General features: G+C 43.3%; 22 protein-coding genes and 1 pseudogene. 9 read left to right on the top strand and 14 right to left on the bottom strand.

Features of this window, described 5'->3' with window-relative positions; genetic code table 11:
* The first annotated feature begins 265 nt into the window (after positions 1–265).
* A complete protein-coding gene (locus GWD08_RS04920; RefSeq protein ID WP_159544378.1) occupies positions 266–691 on the top strand; it encodes an HIT family protein in 426 nt (141 codons plus the stop codon).
* Positions 682–984: a hypothetical protein gene (locus tag GWD08_RS04915; protein WP_159564540.1), complete on the top strand. Its 303-nt coding sequence runs from the start codon at positions 682–684 to the stop codon at positions 982–984. The genes GWD08_RS04920 and GWD08_RS04915 overlap by 10 nt, the downstream gene beginning before the upstream one ends.
* Before the next feature lie 181 nt (positions 985–1165).
* Here GWD08_RS04915 and lytR read toward each other — a convergent pair whose 3' ends face one another.
* The 4 genes from lytR to GWD08_RS04895 all read right to left on the bottom strand — a co-directional run bounded on the left by lytR (position 1166) and on the right by GWD08_RS04895 (position 5127).
* The gene (gene lytR / locus GWD08_RS04910) at positions 1166–2470 is read right to left on the bottom strand and encodes a glycopolymer--peptidoglycan transferase LytR (RefSeq protein ID WP_159564538.1); all 1305 of its coding nucleotides are present in this window, start codon (positions 2468–2470) and stop codon (positions 1166–1168) included.
* An 11-nt stretch (positions 2471–2481) separates the two neighbouring features.
* On the bottom strand, positions 2482–3000 hold the full coding sequence (locus GWD08_RS04905; RefSeq protein ID WP_159564536.1) for a GNAT family N-acetyltransferase: 519 nt from the start codon (positions 2998–3000) through the stop codon (positions 2482–2484).
* The gene (tsaE, locus tag GWD08_RS04900) at positions 2993–3436 is read right to left on the bottom strand and encodes a tRNA (adenosine(37)-N6)-threonylcarbamoyltransferase complex ATPase subunit type 1 TsaE (RefSeq protein ID WP_159564534.1); all 444 of its coding nucleotides are present in this window, start codon (positions 3434–3436) and stop codon (positions 2993–2995) included. The genes GWD08_RS04905 and tsaE overlap by 8 nt, the downstream gene beginning before the upstream one ends.
* Positions 3437–3705: 269 nt before the next feature.
* Complete coding sequence (locus GWD08_RS04895) at positions 3706–5127, bottom strand: NCS2 family permease (protein ID WP_159564544.1); 1422 nt, start codon at positions 5125–5127, stop codon at positions 3706–3708.
* A gap of 240 nt (positions 5128–5367) precedes the next feature.
* On the opposite strand from GWD08_RS04895, the gene GWD08_RS04890 reads away from it, so the two are divergent.
* From GWD08_RS04890 to GWD08_RS04870, 5 genes are all read left to right on the top strand, one after another.
* Positions 5368–6180 (top strand): HAD family hydrolase, encoded by an 813-nt coding sequence (locus tag GWD08_RS04890; RefSeq protein ID WP_159544390.1) that lies wholly within the window; start codon positions 5368–5370, stop codon positions 6178–6180.
* 368 nt (positions 6181–6548) lie between these two features.
* Positions 6549–7550 carry a PTS sugar transporter subunit IIB gene (locus GWD08_RS04885; protein WP_159564532.1) on the top strand — a complete coding sequence of 334 codons (1002 nt, stop codon included), beginning with the start codon at positions 6549–6551 and terminating at the stop codon, positions 7548–7550.
* Between the two features lie 295 nt (positions 7551–7845).
* Entirely contained in the window at positions 7846–8658 is an 813-nt protein-coding gene (locus GWD08_RS04880; protein WP_159564530.1) for a PTS mannose/fructose/sorbose transporter subunit IIC, read from the top strand.
* Positions 8659–8672: 14 nt separating this feature from the next.
* A complete protein-coding gene (locus GWD08_RS04875) occupies positions 8673–9584 on the top strand; it encodes a PTS system mannose/fructose/sorbose family transporter subunit IID (protein WP_159544396.1) in 912 nt (303 codons plus the stop codon).
* Positions 9585–9668: 84 nt separating this feature from the next.
* The gene (locus GWD08_RS04870) at positions 9669–10028 is read left to right on the top strand and encodes a DUF956 family protein (protein ID WP_159544398.1); all 360 of its coding nucleotides are present in this window, start codon (positions 9669–9671) and stop codon (positions 10026–10028) included.
* Positions 10029–10333: 305 nt separating this feature from the next.
* On the opposite strand, the gene GWD08_RS04865 is transcribed toward GWD08_RS04870, so the two are convergent.
* Positions 10334–11401 carry an acyltransferase gene (locus tag GWD08_RS04865; protein ID WP_159564528.1) on the bottom strand — a complete coding sequence of 356 codons (1068 nt, stop codon included), beginning with the start codon at positions 11399–11401 and terminating at the stop codon, positions 10334–10336.
* Positions 11402–11771: 370 nt separating this feature from the next.
* Between GWD08_RS04865 and serS the strand changes: the two genes are divergently transcribed.
* Complete coding sequence (serS, locus tag GWD08_RS04860) at positions 11772–13049, top strand: serine--tRNA ligase (protein ID WP_159564526.1); 1278 nt, start codon at positions 11772–11774, stop codon at positions 13047–13049.
* A gap of 196 nt (positions 13050–13245) precedes the next feature.
* Positions 13246–13371, top strand: a pseudogene (locus GWD08_RS08785) (ISL3 family transposase); the annotation flags it as partial.
* A gap of 185 nt (positions 13372–13556) precedes the next feature.
* Here GWD08_RS08785 and GWD08_RS04855 read toward each other — a convergent pair.
* From GWD08_RS04855 to fabD, 9 genes are read right to left on the bottom strand one after another with little or no spacing between them, the layout of a single operon-like run.
* Positions 13557–14327: an acetyl-CoA carboxylase carboxyl transferase subunit alpha gene (locus GWD08_RS04855; RefSeq protein WP_159549947.1), complete on the bottom strand. Its 771-nt coding sequence runs from the start codon at positions 14325–14327 to the stop codon at positions 13557–13559.
* The gene (gene accD / locus GWD08_RS04850) at positions 14320–15192 is read right to left on the bottom strand and encodes an acetyl-CoA carboxylase, carboxyltransferase subunit beta (RefSeq protein ID WP_159544408.1); all 873 of its coding nucleotides are present in this window, start codon (positions 15190–15192) and stop codon (positions 14320–14322) included. The genes GWD08_RS04855 and accD overlap by 8 nt, the downstream gene beginning before the upstream one ends.
* Positions 15193–15200: 8 nt before the next feature.
* Positions 15201–16565 (bottom strand): acetyl-CoA carboxylase biotin carboxylase subunit, encoded by a 1365-nt coding sequence (accC, locus tag GWD08_RS04845; RefSeq protein WP_159544410.1) that lies wholly within the window; start codon positions 16563–16565, stop codon positions 15201–15203.
* A 41-nt stretch (positions 16566–16606) separates the two neighbouring features.
* Positions 16607–17029 (bottom strand): 3-hydroxyacyl-ACP dehydratase FabZ, encoded by a 423-nt coding sequence (fabZ, locus tag GWD08_RS04840; protein WP_159549944.1) that lies wholly within the window; start codon positions 17027–17029, stop codon positions 16607–16609.
* Positions 17019–17453 carry an acetyl-CoA carboxylase biotin carboxyl carrier protein gene (locus tag GWD08_RS04835; RefSeq protein ID WP_408022837.1) on the bottom strand — a complete coding sequence of 145 codons (435 nt, stop codon included), beginning with the start codon at positions 17451–17453 and terminating at the stop codon, positions 17019–17021. Before GWD08_RS04835 ends, fabZ begins: the two co-directional genes overlap by 11 nt.
* A gap of 28 nt (positions 17454–17481) precedes the next feature.
* Positions 17482–17718 (bottom strand): hypothetical protein, encoded by a 237-nt coding sequence (locus GWD08_RS04830; protein WP_159564522.1) that lies wholly within the window; start codon positions 17716–17718, stop codon positions 17482–17484.
* Between the two features lie 2 nt (positions 17719–17720).
* On the bottom strand, positions 17721–18953 hold the full coding sequence (gene fabF / locus GWD08_RS04825) for a beta-ketoacyl-ACP synthase II (protein WP_159564542.1): 1233 nt from the start codon (positions 18951–18953) through the stop codon (positions 17721–17723).
* A 13-nt stretch (positions 18954–18966) separates the two neighbouring features.
* Positions 18967–19701, bottom strand: coding sequence for a 3-oxoacyl-[acyl-carrier-protein] reductase (gene fabG, locus GWD08_RS04820; protein ID WP_159564520.1), 735 nt, complete (start codon positions 19699–19701; stop codon positions 18967–18969).
* A gap of 1 nt (position 19702) precedes the next feature.
* Positions 19703–20632: an ACP S-malonyltransferase gene (fabD, locus tag GWD08_RS04815; protein WP_159564518.1), complete on the bottom strand. Its 930-nt coding sequence runs from the start codon at positions 20630–20632 to the stop codon at positions 19703–19705.
* Between the last annotated feature and the right edge of the window lie 5 nt (positions 20633–20637).

Genomic DNA, 20637 nt, shown 5'->3' with positions numbered 1-20637 from the left:
TGCATTTAATTGGAAGAAAGGGCATCAGTGAATATTGTTGACCAATTGTTAAGACAAGGAAAGTCATTATTATCTCCCTTTGGACTATAACAAATTGGACAACAATATTAACTACGGGAATGATTCTGGATTGTAAAGGTTTGCAATATCTAAAGGCACATGCTAAGATAAAACTAAGTAACATGATTATTATTGAAGCGTGTCAAGCCACCATTCATCCTGTGGCTGGCCCTACTAAGCCATTTGCCCTCAGAAAGGATAGCCTATGAATGACTGTATTTTTTGTAAGATAATTGCCGGTGAGATTCCCGCATCGAAAGTTTATGAAGATGACCAGGTTCTGGCCTTTTTAGATATTACACAAACAACCAAGGGTCATACCCTGTTAGTACCCAAAAAACATGTCCGTAATGTGCTTGCCATGGATGCAGAAACGGCTAAAACAACCTTTGCAAGACTACCCAAAATTGCCCGTGGCCTACAAAAAGCAACCGGAGCACAAGCTATGAATATCATTAACAACAACGAGCCTCTGGCTGGGCAAACCGTTTTTCATGCCCATATTCATTTAGTGCCGCGCTACAGCAACAAAGATGGTATTGACATCCACTATACAACCCATGAGCCAGATTTTGCTGCCCTAGAAAGCTTGGCTAAAACCATCAGCAAGGAGGTCGCCCTATGCGATTAAGTACATTAGTAACTTTTGGTCTCTCAAGCGTTTTAGCCTATACCATTTTTCAAAACAAGGATAAGCTCCAAACAGCAGCAAAGCAAACCTTGCAAGAAAAAGAGGCCATTGAGGCGGATTTTAAACGCATCAAAACCAATTTAGCAACTATCAAAGCACAGATGCAAACCCTCGAAGACCTGAGTTCAGACTTAACCTATAAAACACGAGCTTTTCAACAAGATATTCAACCACGTCTTGATCTCATTAGCCAAAAACTGGCTGCACAGCAAAAAACCACTCCTCGCTCTTGATTTTAACTGCCTCGTTGCCCTTAGTAGAAGCGCAACTTAGCTTTTGCTAGTTTTAGAGGCAATTGCTAAAATCGCGCTCACTGGTACTTACGATTCAAAAAACCTCCAAGTGGTTACACCACAACTCACTCTCTAGCCAAATAAGCTAAGGATTGATTAAGTGTAACTAACTTAGAGGTTTTTATTGTGCTGTTTCGGCTGTAGATTGATCAGTAGCTGAACTAGGGGCTGCATCTGTCGTTGATGGGGCATTTGAAGGGGCAAGGCCAGCATCTGCTCCTTCAGAGGGTGTGTCTGCAAGCGAAGAACCGCCACTAAAGCGTGGCGCTGGTTCTTGCGCTTCTGACTGGGCACCGCCATAATACCTACTAGCATCAGGATAGTAATAGCCTTCTGTGTCTGACTGTGTGCCAGAGATGCCGGATCTTACCGAAACATCCGCACTGCTGCTATTTTCTTTCAAACGGCTGCCACCATATAATTCTTCATAAGTGATGGCATTAGTTTTTAAACTGGTTCTAGGACTTAGACCTAACTCCTTGCGAATGCGATTTTGCACCTCCAGCAGGTGTTCCTCGGGAACTAGCTGATAAGAGCCGCCATCAGCCAAGGTCACACCTTCGCCTTTTAGCTGATAGGTTTTGATGTGATTTAAGGCATCCTTGTATCCTAAAAGACTAGGGATTGTCCGCGAGGAAATCTCAATGTTGGTCTGCATATTATTGCTAACGGCTAGCAAGATTTTGCGATAAGAACTGACACTATCTAGGGCCAATACCTTTTTTAGCACCTTTTGAATGACTTCACGTTGGCGCTGTTGCCGGCCATAATCGCCGTCTGGGTCATCGTAACGCATCCGTGAATAAACAAGCGCCTGATGACCATTAATCTTATGGGTTCCTGGCTGTACTGTCGCTTGATATTCTGGCTCATGATCTGCTATGGAAATAGGAAAGTCAAATTTATTAGTAACCGTAATGCCACCCACAGCATCAACCAGATCAATGAGGCCCTGCATGTTGATTCGTACATACTTATCAACATTAATATGTAGCAAATCCTGAACTGTCATAATGGCCATAGGAGCCCCACCTGCGGCATAGGCAGCATTTAGCTTAGCTTCTACCCCTGTCATTTCATTGGACGGGCGGCCAGAAAGCTTGGTGAGAATATCGCGCTCCAAGCTGGTCATAGTGGTGCGTTTGGTTTTAGGATTAATGGTCACTAAAATCATCGAATCACTATTACCTTGCCACTTGGATTTTCGTTCTGCTGAGCCTGTATCAACCCCCATCAAAAGGATAGTGAAGGGTTTGGTCTGCTTGATCACATCTTTGCGTGTGGAATTGGTTGAAAAGTCCTTAAAGGTCTTCGACAGCTCGAGTGTTGAAAACCGATAGGCACTTGTTGCATAGACCCCCAAAGCCACTAAAGTTGAAAGCAAGATAGCTGAGAGCATGACTAAAATTTTATTACGAAGTTTCATATAGTTATTCGTTATAGACATAGACCCATGAGGTCAACATCTATCAATTCTCCATCCTTAGTTTTTATGGCCCGCTTTCGGGTCCCCTCAAATACAAAGCCACAGTGTCTATAAAGCTGTATGGCTCTGTGGTTCCTGCTTTGCACTGCTAATTCAATTTTTGCCACACTAGGCGTCTCTTGGGCCCAAGTAAGGCCCAGCTTAATCAGTTCTCGGCCTAAGCCATAGCCCCAGTAGGTTTTTTTGATGGCAATAAATAGCTCAGCAATATGGCTTGTTGCCTCAAAGTCCGAGCTAACAAGATTCAATAAGCCGGCTATTTGCCCGTCCACACGTAAAATGAGACAGAGCTGATCAAGCGCGTGTAGGCTTTGCAGGAGATAATTCTCAAGTTCCCTAGCATCACCTGTCATCAAGCGCTCAACCTCACTCAAATAATCTGTTTCCAAAGCCATTTGCCTCAGGCAGGCTAACAGTTCTCTTGCATCCTGCGGTTGAGCTTCATCAATAGTAATGATCGCTTCAGGCATGCTTTATGTCCTCGCAAAGCTGCTGTGCTCGCGCGCCTTGCGCCTGCAGGGTGAGTTGCCTTCCCTCTGGAACAATACGCAGCTCAATCGTGACAACATCACTGAACAAGGATTGATCAAGGAGCTCGCCCCATTCAATGACAGTAACACCATCTCCATAGAGGAAATCATCCAAATCAATCGAATCTGGATCATTACCAATTCGATAGACATCTAAATGAAACAAAGGCAGTCTTCCTTGGTATTCTCTAACAATCGTATAGGTCGGACTCTTAATCATTTGCTCAATAGCAAGGCCCTTTGCCAGACCCTTGGTAAAGGTTGTCTTGCCCGCTCCTAGATCACCAGATAAGATAAGCACGTCACCAGCTTTGAGTAGACGCCCTAATTTAGCACCTAGTGCTATCAATTCACTTTCGTTGTGTGTGTAAAACATATAGTCATTATATCAAATTTATTGTGGTCTTCCAATAGTTTCCTAACAGGGCCCACCAAGTGAAGGATTTTGAACACCCAAAAGGAGCAGGAAAGCACCTTTGAAAGCCGGTTTTTTAAAGTCTTTCAAGCTTAATGAGAATTGATGCACAGCTAAATTTTCTAAAAATATCATTTCTATACGAAACAATCCCAATAGAAACAAATAATCAGGCCAGTAAAAAAGGAAACCAGACTCCAAAGCTGATTCCCATAGTGTGAGGATTCTACCTATAAAATAGCTAAGCACAGAAAATTCAATAAAAACAGAGCATCTAATATCCATAAGACCAGGTGAATTTCTCTTGCCTGTCCTTTAATCACCTTGACCAAAGTATAAGTGAGAAAGCCTGCAGCAATCCCATATGTGATACTATATGTAAATGCCATAAAAAGGGATATAAAGAAAGCAGGAATGGCCTCAACAATATTATCCCAGTGAATGGATTTAAGGTGCGAGAGCATCATAATCCCCACAACAATCAAAACGGGTGCCGTAGCTTGGGCAGGAACAATCGAAACAAGAGGGCTAAAGAAGCTTGAAAGAGCAAATAATCCAGCTACTACCAAAGCAGTCAAGCCGGTTCTTCCACCCACACTAATCCCCGCTGCAGATTCAACATAGGTGGTCACATTGGAGGTTCCAAAAACGGCACCTAAAGTTGTCGCAACTAGATCAGAATAAAGGGCTTTGTCTAATTTTTGCGACTGCTGTTTGTCAGTTGTATTAGCTATAATGCCTACTTTTTGGCCTGTCCCAATCAAGGTGCCAATCGTATCAAAAATATCTGTCAACGAAAAGGCCAAAATAGCCATCAAGACACCTGGAATTCGCGATGGAACTGAAAACAAGGACAGCAAGCCCTCTTTTCCTAGAGCTACACCAAATACTTGCTTTAACTCAGCAAAAGAAGCTGATAAATTGGTAGCTTGCCAGTTAACCTGATCCAGCCTAACCACACCCAGCAAAATACCTACTAAGGTTGTCAAAAAAATAGAGATAATAACCCCACCGCGAGTACCTTTGACTGTAAAGAAAATAGTAAGAATTAAACCAATCAAGGATAACAGAACTGCCGGATTATCAAAAGCAACTAAGCCAGGTGTAGCAGCCGAATTTGCGGTAATGGCCGCTAGGCCCTTTGCCGCACCCTTGCCCGCTACGCTATAGGTCCCTGGATCAATGGAAAACTTCAAAAAGCCGGCATTTTTAATGCCAACATAGGCTAAAAAGGCACCAATCCCTGCAGAAATGGCTGCTTTCAGCACTGCTGGAATAGACTCAATAATCAGCTTGCGGACCTTTGTCAAGGTAATGATCAAAGAAATCAAACCACAGATAAATACCATCGCTAAAGCTTGTTGCCAGGTATACCCTAAGGCAAAAACCACAGTGTAGGTGAAAAAAGCATTCAAACCCATTCCTGGCGCCTGAGCATATGGGAGATTAGCATAAAAGGCCATCACCAGGGTACCAATAACCGCCCCAATAATGGTGGCTAAAAAAACGCCCTGGGTCGGCATACCAGTTTGAGACAAGATGGCCGGATTAACAAATAATATATAGGACATGGCAAAAAAGGTTGTCAGCCCTGCCGTCACTTCCGTACGCACATCTGTCCCATGTTCACTAAGTTTAAAAAACGTTTCCATCACTGTGGAATCTCCTTATCTTTTATTAGCACATCTATTAGCACATCAAAGTCAATCACAAGAGCGCAAACCTTGCTTAGTTTGTCTAGTAAATGAGCTTTTTACGAACATTAATTATATTTTAACAGTTTATCGTTCATAAATCAATCCTAAAAAGAGAAGCAGAGCTTTTTTCAGAGATAAGGTTTTCTTTTATCATTCTTTGCTCTCCTTTCGCGACTTTTTTGGTATAATCAATCTATGACCAAAAAAATTATTGCACTTGATTTAGACGGAACCCTGTTACGAAACGATAGCACCTTATCACATTACACAATCCAAACCATTAAACAAGTTCAGGCCAAAGGCCACCTCGTAGTCATCTCTACCGGGAGACCTTATCGAATGGCTTTAGATTATTATTTGCAACTGGAACTCAAAACACCAATGATTTCCTTTAACGGAGCCTTGACCCATCTACCGGAACAAAAATGGGCCTTTGAGCACAATGTTACCCTTGATAAAGCTTACCTCTTAAAACTCTTACAGCATCAAGATGATTTTCAGTTGGATTTTATTGCCAGTGAGTACCGTAAAAATTTCTATATCACCATGACTAACCGCCAAAAAATTGACCCCCAATTATTTGGCGTTGATGCTATTACTGATCAGATGGCCCTGGTCCGCTCTAAAATCACACGAAACCCCAACGCCCTCTTGCTGCAAACCTATCACGAAGATAAGTATGCTCTTGTCAAAAGCATGCGTGCTTTTTTCAAGGAAGAAATCGAAATTGATTCGTGGGGTGGCCCCCTCAATATTCTTGAAGTTTCTTCGAAAAATATCAATAAAGCCTACGCACTCAATTACTTATTAACCATCTTTAAAAGAGATAAACGTGACTTAATAGCCTTTGGTGATGAGCATAACGATACCGAAATGCTGGCCTTTGCTGGAACAGGTTACGCCATGAAAAATGCTAGCCCTGTACTTTTGCCCTACGCAGATCACCAACTAGACACCAGCAACGAAGAAGACGGCGTAGCTAAAAAACTTGAGGAACTTTTTTTATAAGTTAAAACGAAAGCAAATTTTCTGAAAGCTGCTTTCTTTTTTTGCACTTTTACGGCCAAATCGCTGCCGCATTTTCAATAATTGTAATAGTTTTTCAGGGAATTTTCTCTACCAAAAGCACAAAAGAAGGAGACTGACCACTTCTGTCTGATGCCTATTTATAGCCATTTCTTTCAGCTATATGAAAGATTTTTCATATTCATTATTATTTTTACGAAAGGTATTGCTTTTTTAGTGAAAACGTTTTACAATAGAGACGTTCTTGAATTTCGTTTTATTGAAAAAGAATTGCCAAATAAATCGTATTTGGAAAGGAGATTATTCTTCTTCAATTAAGCGAAAAAAATAATTAAGGAGGAAGAACAAGAATGGGTATCGGTATTATTATTGCCAGCCATGGTAAATTTGCTGAAGGTATTCATCAGTCTGGTTCTATGATTTTTGGCGACCAAGAAAAAGTTCAAGTTGTAACTTTTATGCCAAATGAAGGACCAGATGACTTATATGGACACTTCAACAATGCTATTGCACAATTTGATGCTGATGATGAAGTCCTCGTATTAGCTGATTTGTGGAGTGGATCTCCATTTAACCAAGCTAGTCGCGTGATGGGAGAAAATCCTGAACGTAAAATGGCAATCATCACAGGTCTTAACTTGCCAATGCTGATTCAAGCCTACACAGAGCGCATGATGGACGCAAGTGCTGGCGTTGAAAAAGTAGCCGCAAATATCATTAAAGAAGCTAAAGAAGGGGTAAAAGCTCTCCCTGAGACACTCAATCCTCTTGTCGAAGCTGAAAAAGCCGCAGCTGACGTCCCTGCAGAAGCTAGCCGTGGAGGCTCTATCCCTGAGGGAACTGTCATTGGCGATGGAAAATTAAAAATCAATCTGGCTCGTATCGACACGCGTCTCTTACATGGACAGGTTGCAACATCATGGACACCAGCTTCCAAGGCTAACCGCATCATCGTTGCCTCTGACGAGGTCGCAAAAGATGACTTACGCAAACAATTAATTAAACAAGCAGCACCAGGTGGCGTCAAAGCAAACGTTGTTCCAATTAGCAAACTCATTGAAGTTTCAAAAGATCCACGTTTTGGTAATACCCGTGCACTCATCTTATTTGAAACTGTCCAAGATGCGCTTCGTGCTATTGAAGGTGGAGTTGACATCAAAGAATTAAACGTTGGTTCAATGGCTCACTCAACAGGGAAAACGATGGTTAATAACGTTTTATCAATGGATAAAGACGATGTTGCAGCCTTTGAAAGATTGCAAGAACTCGGCGTGTCATTTGATGTGCGTAAAGTACCAAACGACTCCAATAAGAATTTGTTTGAATTAATCAAAAAAGCTAACGTCCAATAAAAGACGCCATTTTTCCATTAAATCCATTTTTTGTCCCATCTTCTGGCGACACGTGTATTTCAATAGAAAACTGGCTGTCTTGCTATGTTTAAGCAAAGGCTTGATGGTTAGCATCACATCTGATAACCACAGTTTATTGCTACATACAAGGCAAAATGCGTCTTAACTCATCTTTTAGCAAAGCAAAAAATAAGAGCTAAGACGACATAAAACACTCAACAATAGAATAAGTTTACTTCTTATAACTGTTCACTAATGGTAGAAACGATTAGTTGACTAATGAAAGGATAACAAAATGGCAGATATTTCAATTATCTCTATGATTTTGGTCGTTATCGTAGCTTTCTTTGCAGGGCTCGAAGGTATCCTTGACCAATTTCAATTTCATCAACCACTTGTTGCTTGTACCTTAATCGGTCTTGTCACAGGTCACCTCGAAGCAGGTATCATGCTTGGTGGTACCCTACAAATGCTGGCTCTTGGTTGGGCTAACATCGGGGCAGCCGTTGCTCCCGATGCGGCACTTGCTTCTGTAGCTGCAGCCATCATCATGGTTAAAGGTGGCGACTTCACCCCTAAAGGAGTAACCTTTGCTTACTCAACAGCTATCCCACTTGCTGTAGCTGGTCTTTTCCTCACAATGATCGTGCGGACAGTATCAACAGCCCTCGTGCATGCCGGAGATAAGGCTGCTGCTGAAGGTAACTTCTCAGCAATTGAACGTTACCACTTTATCGCCCTTTTACTCCAAGGTCTACGGATTGCAGTTCCAGCAGCCTTGCTACTTGCTATTCCTTCTTCAGCCGTGCAAGGCATCTTAGAAAAAATGCCAGAATGGTTAAACGGCGGTATGCAAGTTGGTGGTGCCATGGTTGTTGCCGTTGGTTATGCGATGGTTATCAACATGATGGCAACCCGTGAAGTATGGCCATTCTTCGCACTTGGTTTTGCCCTAGCCGCTCTAAACAACTTAACACTTATTGCCATGGGTACTATCGGTGTAGCTATCGCCTTCATCTACATTAACCTTTCTAAAATGGGTGGTGGCAAAGGTGGATCAGGCTCTAGCTCAAATGATCCAATCGGCGACATCTTAGAAGACTACTAGAAAGGAGTACGCACATGACTGAACAAATTAAATTAACAAAATCCGATCGTCAAAAAGTTTGGTGGCGTTCACAATTCCTTCAAGGTTCTTGGAACTACGAACGTATGCAAAATATGGGTTGGGCCTACTCACTCATCCCTGCTCTAAAAAAACTATACACCACTAAAGAAGACCGCGCAGCTGCACTTGAGCGCCACATGGAATTCTTCAATACCCATCCATATGTAGCGGCTCCTATCATTGGGGTTACCCTTGCACTTGAAGAAGAAAAAGCTAACGGTACGCCTGTTGAAGACAAGGCTATCCAAGGGGTTAAAATCGGGATGATGGGACCTTTGGCCGGTATCGGTGACCCGGTATTCTGGTTTACCGTTCGTCCAATCCTAGGTGCCCTTGGGGCTTCCATTGCTTCATCTGGAAATATCATGGGACCACTCATCTTCTTCTTTGGTTGGAATATTATCCGGATGGCCTTCTTATGGTATACCCAAGAATTTGGTTACAAATCAGGAAAAGAAATCACCAAAGACATGTCTGGTGGTATCCTTCAAGACATTACCAAAGGTGCTTCCATCCTTGGTATGTTTATCCTAGCTGTGCTTGTTGAACGTTGGGTATCTATCAAATTTACAGTAGACCTCCCAGCAACTAAACTGGCTAAAGGTGCTTACATTGAATTCCCTAAAGGCGTTGTTAACGGCACCGAACTTCAAGGAATCCTCGGCAAAGCCCTCTCAGGCCTAAGCCTTACACCTGAAAAAGCCAATACACTTCAAGGTCAGTTAGACTCCCTCATCCCTGGATTGATGGGACTACTCCTTACCTTCTTATGTATGTGGTTATTAAAGAAAAAAGTATCACCAATCGCAATCATTATTGCTTTGTTTATTGTTGGTATTCTTGCTCGTCTTGCAGGTATCATGTAAGAGGACACAAAAAGGGTTTCCGTCAGGGAACTCTTTTATGTTATAATCATAAGGAAATAGACTAAAGGATCGAACACAATAACAATGGTACAATCATTAAACACAACTGTCGACTTACAAACCACTGCCACCTCTTATTTAGGAATGGGAGGTAAGGTTGGTAATATTTTAGTGGGTAATCAGGCTCTGGAATTTTACAATGACAAAAATGTCAATGACTACATCCAAATTCCCTGGTCTTCCATTCAGCAAATTGGGGCTAATGTCTCACGTAAAAAGGTCAGCCGCCACTTTGAAGTCTTTACTGACCAGGGGAAGTTCCTCTTTGCTTCCAAGGATTCGGGCAAAATCTTAAAAATTGCCCGCACCTATCTGGGCAATGATAAAGTCATCAAGCTACCAACCTTGCTCCAGATCCTGCTTGCCAAACTAAAAGGTCACTAAGCCAGCAAAACGAGCTAGATTTAGCATGGGATTGAAGAAAGTAGCCGATTTGGCCACTTTTTTCAATCTTTTTTTGCTTGACGCTGACAAACCGTGACCAACTGATAGACACTTACTAGACGATGCACTGTGGGCACCTGATGCTAAAAACTGCCCAGCTCAGCTGATTTTTTCTGAGAAAAGTCTAAGAAAAGTCAAAAGCCCTCACCAATGAGGTGGGGCTCAGTGCTAGTGAGTGGCTTGGCGGTACAGTTTTTGTCCCGGTCCTTCTTGGGGGAAACAACTAGCCTAGATGCTCTCTTTAGTCAGTCATTATAGGGGAATTTTCTGTCGAACCACGCCAAAAATTGACGAAAATGCACTTGCTTGAAAATATATAGACGCAGGCGCTCCACTGTAAAAGCCAGCAGATAAATGGCGATAGCTGCTCCTAGTATCAGCAAAGGATAAAAGAAAATGGACTCTTGTACAAAGGAAGCAGCAAAATCCCGGACAAAATAACGGACGATGAGAGGGTGAAGATGGCAAAGATAGACACCCAAGGTGGTCGGTGCTAACACAACAATCATTTTATGGAACCAAGTGCCAGGTGTAATTTGGACCTTGGCAAATAAGATAAAAAAGCAAATGGCACCCAGCGTAAGGGTCGGTGACACATACCAGTACCAGATATTGCCAACCAAGAATTTCATGATATAGGTAGCTACTAATGATAAGAGATAAATGCTGATGAGGTAGCTGTTTTTAAAAAGGGATAAATCTAAGCGCCTCAGGTAGGCCCCTAAAATGTAGAGAATCATTAACCAAGTCATCTCAAATCCCTTACTTAAAGAGAATTCACTGACACGATTATTCATTAATGCTGGCAATAATGAAAATACACCAAACATCAAAATAACGAGGTGGTAAAGTTGACGATTGGTTAACGACTGGATGCCATTAGTGATGAGTGGCATAAAGATGAGCAACCCAAAATATGCTGTAATGTACCAATATTGTCCACTAACAATAGGCAAAAAGGCATTGCGCCAATCCATCAGACTAACCGGATAACCAAACAAAGCAAACAAGCTTGTGATGCTAAACGTATAAAAGAAAACCTGAGCCCAGATCGCTAAGAGTTTAGAATAGCGATAAATCGAATGAACTCCGACATAACCACTGATAAGCGCATAGCAATTCACCGCCCCATACACCAGGACCTGGATCATCCAAGTCACAATAAAATAAGCATCCGTCTGCCCTTGCACCGACGAGCGCAGCCCACCCTTGCCTAAAACATGGGTGATAACAATCATAAACATCGAAATAATCCTAAGAAGGTCAAGTCCAGTATTTCGTTGCGATTTTTGTTCACTAAGATAGTTTTTCATATTCCTATTCTAGCATAGGCCAAAGCAGATCCAAAACCTCAAGTATGCTAGACAAAAATGCTGCATGCAGTCTGAACTTACTGACAAAGCTCAGCATTTCCCAAAGGCACAACCCTAGCCCACAGCAAATTTTTATTTACATTTAAAACAAAATGGTCTATAATGGCACTAACGGATAAGTAATATGCTTGTTGCTTTCAGAGAGCCTGCGGTTGTTGTGAGCAGGTAGCAAAAGGATATGAAATTCTACCGTGTTTATTTTGTTATCCTAATTAAGTGCACAGATTGTGAAGCTGGATGGAACCGCGCCTAAGCGCTCCAGCATGACCAAGCTGTGCTTTTTCATTTAATATTTGAAAAGGAGTTAACGATGTTAGATTTAAAACGTATTCGAACTGATTTTGCCCAAATAGCTCAAAAATTAAAAGGTCGTGGTGTTTCAAAAGACACACTGACAACCTTAAAAGAACTTGATGAAAAGCGCCGGCAACTCTTAGTAACTTCTGAAGAATTAAAAGCAGAGCGAAATACCGCATCAACTGCTATCGCCCAAGCCAAACGGGAGAAAGAGGATGCCTCACAGCAAATTGCTGAGATGCAAAAAGTGTCAGCTAAAATCAAGTCTATCGATGCCGAATTAGTAGCTATTGACGACCAAGTAACTGCCATCATTACCACCCTACCAAATCTTCCACATGATAGCGTACCGGTAGGAGCAGATGAAGATGACAATGTCGAAGTACGCCGCGTTGGCACGCCACCGACTTTTGATTTTGACGTCAAAGCCCACTGGGATCTTGGTGAATCGCTAGACATCCTGGACTGGGAACGCGGGGCAAAAGTTACTGGTTCACGTTTTCTTTTCTACAAGGGACTTGGTGCTCGCTTAGAGCGTGCTATCTATAACTTTATGCTTGATGAACATGCCAAAGAAGGCTACACCGAAGTTATCCCGCCTTACATGGTTAACCACGATTCGATGTTTGGTACAGGACAGTATCCAAAATTCAAAGAAGACACCTTTGAATTAGCTGATACAGACTTTGTCTTAATTCCCACAGCTGAAGTCCCCCTAACCAACTACTACCGCGGTGAAATCTTAGACGGTAAAAAACTACCGATTTACTTTACGGCTATGAGCCCTTCATTTCGTTCTGAAGCTGGTTCAGCCGGACGTGACACCCGCGGACTAATCCGCTTGCACCAATTCCACAAAGTCGAAATGGTCAAATTTGCCAAACCAGAAGAATCCTATGATGAATTGGAAAAAATGACGGCCAATGCTGAGAATATTCTTCAAAAATTAAAGCTCCCTTACCGTGTGATTACACTATGTACGGGAGACATGGGCTTTTCAGCAGCTAAAACTTATGACGTGGAAGTCTGGATTCCAGCTCAAAACACCTACCGTGAAATCTCTAGCTGTTCAAACTGCGAAGATTTCCAAGCACGGCGCGCACAAATCCGTTACCGCGATGAAGCCGATGGCAAGGTGCGACTCTTACATACCTTAAATGGCTCTGGGCTTGCTGTAGGGCGGACCGTCGCAGCCATTCTCGAAAATTATCAAAATGAAGATGGCTCTGTCACTATTCCAGAAGTTCTACGTCCTTACATGGGCGGTGTTGATGTGATACGACCAAGCTAATTTCAAAAGAGGCTAGGAAATTAACTTCCTAGCCTTTTGCTGCTCTTAAGTGGATTAACAAATCAATCTTTTTTGGCTCTATCATTTCTGTAGTGGGTAAATCCACTCTGGAAATGATAGGCCTTTTTCATGCAGACAAAAAGTTCCATATGACTTATAATGAAAAGCGACAAAACAACTCATTCGAAAGCATCATATGGAACAACTCTGTCCTACTACAGAATTAATCGGAATTAAAGACAAAAATATAGCTTTAGACAACGTTTTTCAACATAAGACGCACATTGAACTCTATGCAAGGCTGGATTATGAGCCAAAAAAAGCAAGCCGCAAAAACTTACTATAAGCCAAAAACGAATGAAACGATGATAAACCTGTCTCAATCGTAAGCATTCGTTTTTTAGGTAATGTTAATCAGATGATTTGATTGATTCACTGCTGATTATATAGTAAGGGAGTGCTTGCACTGATGCCAGACATGAGCACATCACATTTCCAGCTTACTTCTTAAAATTTGCGGAAACGCTGGTAACGTTGCTCTATCAATTCTGAAATGCTTAGTTGAGACAACTTAGCCAACTCCTCAATAAGCTGGTCTTTGATAGCTTGGATAATTTCACTAGAGAAGTAGCCTCGTTCAGGAATAATCCGGTCAATCACAGTCAGCTCTTTTAGCTCCTTGGAGGTCATTTTCATCAATTCTGCTGCTTGCGTTGCGCGCGAGCCATCCTTCCATAAAATGGAGGCAAAACCCTCTGGACTTAATACAGAATAAATGGCATTTTCAAGCATCCAGACTTGGTCGGCTAGAGCTAAGGCTAGCGCTCCACCAGAGCCCCCTTCACCAATAATGATGGCAATAATGGGGACTTTTAAATCACTCATTTCAAACAGATTTTGCGCAATAGCTTGGCCTTGACCCCGCTCTTCAGCCCCTATGCCAGGATAGGCTCCCGCTGTGTTGATAAAGGTGATAATGGGACGGTTAAATTTTTCTGCCTGCTTCATTAGGCGCAAAGCCTTACGATAGCCTTCCGGGTGCGGTTGACCAAAATTTCGAAGCAGATTGTCCTGGAGATTTTTTCCTTTTTGGATACCAATCACAGTAACCGGCTGACCAGCTAGATAGCCGACACCTCCTATCACTGCACCATCATCACCAAAGTGGCGGTCGCCATGTAATTCCATAAACTCATCAAGAATCAGCTCCGCGTATTCTAAAGCCGTGGTCCGGCCCTGATCACGGGCTTCCTTGAGAATTCTTGACACGTCAGTCATTTCGTGCACCTCCATGCAAAGCAACTAAATAGGCAATGGTTGTGGGCAATTCTGTCCGCTTCACAATAGCATCAACAAAACCGTGGTGGAGCAAAAACTCTGAACGCTGAAAATCTTCTGGCAGATCTTCACGCACTGTCGTTTCAATCACCCGACGTCCAGCAAAGCCAACTAAGGATTGCGGCTCTGCTAAGATAATATCGCCTTGCATGGCAAAGCTAGCCGTTACACCACCAGTAGTTGGATCCGTTAAGACCGTCAAATAAAACAAACCAGCATTAGAATGGCGCTTGACAGCAGCCGATACTTTGGCCATTTGCATCAAGCTCATAATACCTTCTTGCATCCGGGCACCGCCTGAGGCGGTGAAAATAACCACAGGTAACTGTTCGTTGAGTGCCTGTTCAAAAAGCAGCGTGAGCTTTTCTCCCACGACCGTCCCCATACTGGCCATGATAAAATGTGAATCCATAACCGCAAGGGCTACGCGCTGTCCCTGAATGCGGGCCAAGCCGGTCAAAACCGCTTCATGCAAGCCTGTTCTTGCTTGCGTTTTCACCAATTTCTCCGCATAATCTGGAAATTGTAAGGGATCTTGATTCGGTAGATCCTGATAGAGTTCTTCAAACGTATCGGGATCAATCGTAATGGCTAAGCGTTCATGCGCTGAAATCCGGAAATTATAGCCACATTTGGGACAAATCTTGGCAAGACCAAGGTCTTTTTGGTAAATCATATGGCGGCAAGCAGGGCACTTAGCAAATAATTCATCGGGAACTTCTGGAACAGTATCACTCAAAGGACCCTTCTTAGAGTGGTGCGGAGTGATGCGGATATATTTATCTTTGTTACTAAATAAAGCCATGTCGCCTCCTAGTCATTGGTATATTCAGGTAAAAATGTCTCCATCAAAAAGGAGGTGTCATAGTCCCCTGCAATCACCTGCTTATTAGAGATTAAGTCCATCTGGAATTCTGTATTCGTCGCAAGACCACCAATCTCAAGCTCATAGAGGGCCCTTTGCATCTTCATCAAAGCATCAAAACGATTCTCCCCATGGACAATAATCTTAGCAATCATACTATCATAATAAGGAGGGATCGTATAACCTGGGTATACAGCTGAATCAACCCGTAAACCAAGGCCGCCACCTGGCAAGTATAGCTCATCAATCTTACCTGGACTTGGAGCAAAATCTAATTTAGGATTTTCGGCGTTAATCCGACACTCAATCGCGTGCCCACAGATGGTAATATCAGCTTGTTGGTATTCCAGGGGAAGACCGGCTGCAATGGTGATTTGTTCTTTAACAATATCAATCCCTGTCACAAATTCGGTGACGGGATGCTCTACCTGGATGCGCGTATTCATTTCCATAAAATAGAATTGCCCGCTTTCAACGTCTAGTAGAAATTCAATCGTTCCTGCATTTTCATAGCCAACAGACTGGGCTGCTCTAACCGCCGCGTCGCCAATTTTTTTGCGCAAGCTTGGGCCAATAGCAATAGATGGACTCTCTTCTAAGACCTTTTGGTTATGCCGCTGCAATGAGCAATCCCTTTCGCCCAAATGAATAATATGGCCATTATGGTCTCCTAAGATTTGCACTTCGATATGGCGCGCTGGGTAGATGACTTTTTCAATGTACATAGCGCCATCGCCAAAGGCACTCTGGGCTTCTTGTGAGGCCGAAAGAAAAGCCTCCTCAAGATCTAATGGAGACCTGACTTTGCGAATGCCTTTTCCACCGCCACCTGCTGCTGCTTTGAGCATGACGGGATAGCCAATCTGATCAGCTACCGCCTTGGCTTCTTGCGGGCTGGCTAGGGCACCATCTGAGCCAGGAATAACTGGCACACCGGCCTTGCGCATCGTGGCCCGCGCATTGATTTTATCCCCCATTTGGTGCATTACCTTAGCAGAAGGACCGATGAACTTAATCTTCATCTCCTCGCACATGGTGGCAAACTTAGCGTTTTCACTTAAAAAGCCAAAGCCTGGGTGAATCGCTTGCGCACCAGTGACCAGGGCAGCTGAGAGGATGGCATTCATATTCAGATAAGAATCTGTAGCCCGGGCTGGGCCGACACAAATGGCCTCATCAGCTAATACCGTATGTAAGGCATCTTTATCTGCCTCAGAATAGACTGCTACAGTAGCAATGCCTAGTTCTCGTGCAGCTCGGATAATGCGAACGGCAATCTCTCCTCGATTGGCAATTAATATTTTTTGAAACATTTCTTAAACCTCCACAGAAGTTTCCTAAATCAAGGCTGAGATCAGTTAGCAAGGGCAAAGGTCAAGATGCCGCTGGCAGCTAATTGACCATCAACTTCTGCCTTGGCCGAAACCACAGCCATCCGACCACGTCGTTTAAGGAAGGTCACCGTCATCACTAATTGATCCCCTGGTCGCACTTGCTTTTTAAAGCGCACCTTATCCATGCCAGCATAAAAAACAAGCTTGCCTTGGTTTTCTGGCTTGGAGAGCTCCAAAACACCCGCCGTCTGGGCTAAAGCTTCCATAATAAGGACACCTGGCATCACAGGATAGCCAGGAAAATGTCCTTGGAAAAAGGGTTCATTAATGGTGACATTTTTTAAGGCAACAATGTGTTGATCTGTTTGTTCTAAAACACGATCAACAAGCAACATGGGATAGCGATGAGGCAAGGCCTCTTGAATTTTTTCATTATCTATCATCAATTCGCACCAAACCTTGTCCAAACTCAACAACATCCTCGTTATTGACGAGGATTTCTGTAATCACACCATCTGTTGGTGACGGAATTTCATTCATGACCTTCATGGCTTCAATAATCAGAAGGGTTTGTCCTTTGGTTACATGATCACCAATAGCCACAAAGTTAGCCTTATCTGGGCCAGGTGAGCGATAAGCAACCCCAACCAGAGGGCTTTCCACCACTTGACCAGCTTGTGGCTGATTTGCTTGGGATTGACTACCCTCTTTGGTTGCTACTTGCTCCTCTTGTGGTGGCCTATTGTCTTGAGTATCTAATTGAGGCTTAGCTACAAGAGAATGATGATCATTTTTACTAAAGTTAATTTCTTGATCCTGTGTTTTAAAGGAAAATTCTCTTAGACTTGAGGCATCAAATTCGCGCATCAAGTCTTTTAGTTCTGCTAACTCCAAATTAAGTCTCCCAATCTTCAAATTCCAAAATGGTTCCCCGAAAAAGGTGTTCGTCTTGTGTCAGATGATTTACTTGTGACATTTGCTCGTCATTTTGATTGACAGTAATCCTTAACTGCTCTTCTACTGGATGATTCTTTTTAAAAATAAGATCAATTTTTTCAGTCTTTAGTGAAAACTCATGTACACCTAAAGTTTCTAAATAGGAAACCAAATCTTTAATTTCTTCAAAAGTCACACTTAGTCCTCCCAGCGCTTAAATGCTAAAACAGCATTGTGGCCGCCAAAGCCAAAGGTATTGGATAAGGCATAAGGAATATCAGTTTCTAATCCTTGGCCATAAATAACATTCGCTTTAATATCCTCTGACAAGGCCTGGGTGCCCGCCGTCATCGGGACATAATTGTGACGCATAGCTTCAATAGTAGCAATCGCCTCAATCGCACCCGTTGCCCCCAAGGCATGGCCGTGGTAGGACTTGGTTGAAGATACCGGCACCTCTTGGCCTAATACAGCAACAATCGCGCTGCTTTCTCCCGTTTCATTGGCCTGAGTCGAGGTTCCATGTGCATTGACATAGCCAACTTGCTCAGGGCTAATTCCAGCTTCCTCAATAGATTGTTTGATAGCCTTTTGAGCGCCCAAACCAGCTGGGTGGGGTGAGGTCATGTGATAGGCATCACAGCTGCGACCATAACCGACAATCTCCGCATAGATGGTTGCCCCTCTCTTTTGGGCATGTTCTAAGCTCTCTAAAAGCAACATACCAGAGCCTTCACCCATGATAAAGCCATTACGCTCCTTATCAAAAGGAATTGAGCTTCTCTTTGGATCAACTGTGGTAGAAAGGGCTGTCAAGCTTTGGAAACCAGCAATCGCAAAAGGCGTAATCGAAGCTTCCGAGCCACCGACTAGCATCATATCTTGCTGGCCAAATTTGATATGATGAAAGGCTTCGCCAATAGCATCATTAGAAGAAGCACATGCCGTATTGACGGACTTACTAATGCCTTGGGCTTGCATCTTCATTGCAACATTCCCAGCAGCCATATTTGGCAAGGCCTTAGGCAAGGTCATCGGTTTAACACGTTTTGGTCCTTTAGTATTTAATCTTAGGACCTGCTCTTCGATTTCTTCGATGCCTCCAATCCCAGAAGCGACAATCACACCAAAGCGATCTTTGTTAACCTCATCAAGTGACAGCTTAGCCATTGCGACTGCTTCATTAGCGGCATACATAGCATAGAGCGAATAGTCGTCATAGCGATTAGTGTCTTTTTTGATAAAGTAACGATCAAAGGGGAAATCTTTGATTTCAGCGGCATTTTTAACGTCAAATTCACTGGCATCAAACTTGGTAATAGGACCAATACCTATTTTACCATTTTTTAGGCTGGACCATAAGGTTTCAGGTGTATTTCCAATTGAAGAAGTTACCCCATAGCCTGTAACTACTACACGATTCAATGTCATCATTTTACCTCTCTTAATACATGGTCATGCCACCGTCAATAGCCAGCACTTGACCTGTGATATATGTTTGAGCTGCTAAGTAGGTTACTAAATCAGCAACTTCGCAAGCTTGACCAATCCGCTTCATTGGAATTTGGCTTAAAATAGCTTCTTGTGTTTTTTCTGATAGCACACCGGTCATATCTGAAGCAATAAAACCTGGTGCAAGGGCATTGACAGTGATGCCACGGCCAGCAACTTCACGTGCAACAGATTTGGTAAAGCCAATCAAGCCCGCCTTAGAAGCGGCATAGTTAGCCTGACCGACATTTCCCATAAGGCCAACGACACTGGATATGTTGATAATAGCACCTTGGCGTCCTTTTGTCATCGGTTTCAAGACGGATTGTGTCATGTTAAAAGCACCCGTCAGGTTGACACGCAAGACTTGCTCAAAATCCTCTTGGGTCATTCTAAGCATGAGCTTATCATTGGTAATGCCCGCATTGTTGACTAATACATCAATAGACCCCAATTGATCAATGGCTTCTTTGATCATTCTTTGTGCGTCTTTTTCTTGCGACACATCACCGCTAATAGCAATCACTTTATTTTCTGGACCTGCCACTGAGGCGATCAGTTCTTCTGAAATAGCAGAGCGGGCATTTAAAACAACATTTGCCCCTTTTTGCGAAAAAGCTTGCGCAATTGCTAAACCAATGCCGCGGCTAGATCCTGTAATAAAGACATTTTTTCCAGTTAATTCCATATTATCCTTTCTTTCCAGTCAGGTAATGACGTAAAGACGCCACATCCTCAATACTATAACAAGGTAAATCCTTATCGATTTTTTTAATGAAACCACTTAGTACTTTTCCGGTACCAAGCTCAAGCACTTCATCAACACCATAGTTTTTTAGACTAGCAATACTGTCATAAAATCGCACCGGCTCCATCACTTGACGCGCAAGCAATTCCTTAATCCGACCGTGCTCCATAATCTGGGCTTCTGTATTTCCCACTAACGGGCAAGAAAAGGGGGCAAAGTGAAGCTTTTCCAACTCCCCTGCTAACCGCCGACTCGCCTCACTCAGAAGTGAGGTATGAAAAGGCCCTGAAACATTAAGTGGGATGAGCCGCTTAACTCCCTTGGCCTTGAGCAGTTCAACCGCCTGATTGACAGCCTTAGTCTCACCACCAATCACAATCTGTTGCGGCGTATTGTAGTTGGCTGGCGACACCACACCATAGTCACTGGCTGCTTGACAGGTCTCTTCGATGACTTGAGCGGGCGTATTGAGCACCGCCACCATCTTACCAGAACCCGCAGGCGCCGCCTCTTCCATAAACTGCCCTCGCTTAGCCACTAGCAGCAAAGCATCCTTAAAGCCAATAGCACCCGCAGCCACAAGGGCGGAATACTCACCCAGCGAAAGACCCATCACAATATCTGGCTCAACTCCCTGCTGCGCGAGCAATCGGCTAATCGCTACCGAGGTCGTTAAGATAGCTGGTTGCGTGTAGCGGGTCTGATTAAGCTTATCTTGCTCCTGGTCAATCAAGGCCCGTAGATCATAGCCCAACAACTGACTAGCCTGATCAAAGGTCTCACGCACAAGCGGATAGGCGTCATAAATATCACGGGCCATCCCTAGTTTTTGGGCACCTTGACCAGAAAATACAAATGCGATTTTTGCCATTTTAA

Source organism: Streptococcus halichoeri (assembly GCF_009870755.1).
Lineage (GTDB): Bacteria > Bacillota > Bacilli > Lactobacillales > Streptococcaceae > Streptococcus > Streptococcus halichoeri.
The sequence above is the reverse complement of the archived record's forward strand: the minus strand, read 5'-3'. Positions and strand labels throughout refer to the sequence as shown.

Coding starts and splice junctions, on each gene's coding strand:
- GWD08_RS04855 (WP_159549947.1), bottom strand. CDS start 14,327: ATGACTGACGTGTCAAGAATTCTCAAGGAAGCCCGTGATCAGGGCCGG.
- GWD08_RS04870 (WP_159544398.1), top strand. CDS start 9,669: ATGGTACAATCATTAAACACAACTGTCGACTTACAAACCACTGCCACC.
- GWD08_RS04885 (WP_159564532.1), top strand. CDS start 6,549: ATGGGTATCGGTATTATTATTGCCAGCCATGGTAAATTTGCTGAAGGT.
- fabD (WP_159564518.1), bottom strand. CDS start 20,632: ATGGCAAAAATCGCATTTGTATTTTCTGGTCAAGGTGCCCAAAAACTA.
- accC (WP_159544410.1), bottom strand. CDS start 16,565: ATGTTTCAAAAAATATTAATTGCCAATCGAGGAGAGATTGCCGTTCGC.
- GWD08_RS04875 (WP_159544396.1), top strand. CDS start 8,673: ATGACTGAACAAATTAAATTAACAAAATCCGATCGTCAAAAAGTTTGG.
- accD (WP_159544408.1), bottom strand. CDS start 15,192: ATGGCTTTATTTAGTAACAAAGATAAATATATCCGCATCACTCCGCAC.
- GWD08_RS04895 (WP_159564544.1), bottom strand. CDS start 5,127: ATGGAAACGTTTTTTAAACTTAGTGAACATGGGACAGATGTGCGTACG.
- fabG (WP_159564520.1), bottom strand. CDS start 19,701: ATGGAATTAACTGGAAAAAATGTCTTTATTACAGGATCTAGCCGCGGC.
- GWD08_RS04880 (WP_159564530.1), top strand. CDS start 7,846: ATGGCAGATATTTCAATTATCTCTATGATTTTGGTCGTTATCGTAGCT.
- lytR (WP_159564538.1), bottom strand. CDS start 2,470: ATGAAACTTCGTAATAAAATTTTAGTCATGCTCTCAGCTATCTTGCTT.
- GWD08_RS04865 (WP_159564528.1), bottom strand. CDS start 11,401: ATGAAAAACTATCTTAGTGAACAAAAATCGCAACGAAATACTGGACTT.
- GWD08_RS04905 (WP_159564536.1), bottom strand. CDS start 3,000: ATGCCTGAAGCGATCATTACTATTGATGAAGCTCAACCGCAGGATGCA.
- GWD08_RS04915 (WP_159564540.1), top strand. CDS start 682: ATGCGATTAAGTACATTAGTAACTTTTGGTCTCTCAAGCGTTTTAGCC.
- tsaE (WP_159564534.1), bottom strand. CDS start 3,436: ATGTTTTACACACACAACGAAAGTGAATTGATAGCACTAGGTGCTAAA.
- fabZ (WP_159549944.1), bottom strand. CDS start 17,029: ATGATAGATAATGAAAAAATTCAAGAGGCCTTGCCTCATCGCTATCCC.
- GWD08_RS04920 (WP_159544378.1), top strand. CDS start 266: ATGAATGACTGTATTTTTTGTAAGATAATTGCCGGTGAGATTCCCGCA.
- GWD08_RS04890 (WP_159544390.1), top strand. CDS start 5,368: ATGACCAAAAAAATTATTGCACTTGATTTAGACGGAACCCTGTTACGA.
- serS (WP_159564526.1), top strand. CDS start 11,772: ATGTTAGATTTAAAACGTATTCGAACTGATTTTGCCCAAATAGCTCAA.
- fabF (WP_159564542.1), bottom strand. CDS start 18,953: ATGACATTGAATCGTGTAGTAGTTACAGGCTATGGGGTAACTTCTTCA.
- GWD08_RS04835 (WP_408022837.1), bottom strand. CDS start 17,453: ATGCGCGAATTTGATGCCTCAAGTCTAAGAGAATTTTCCTTTAAAACA.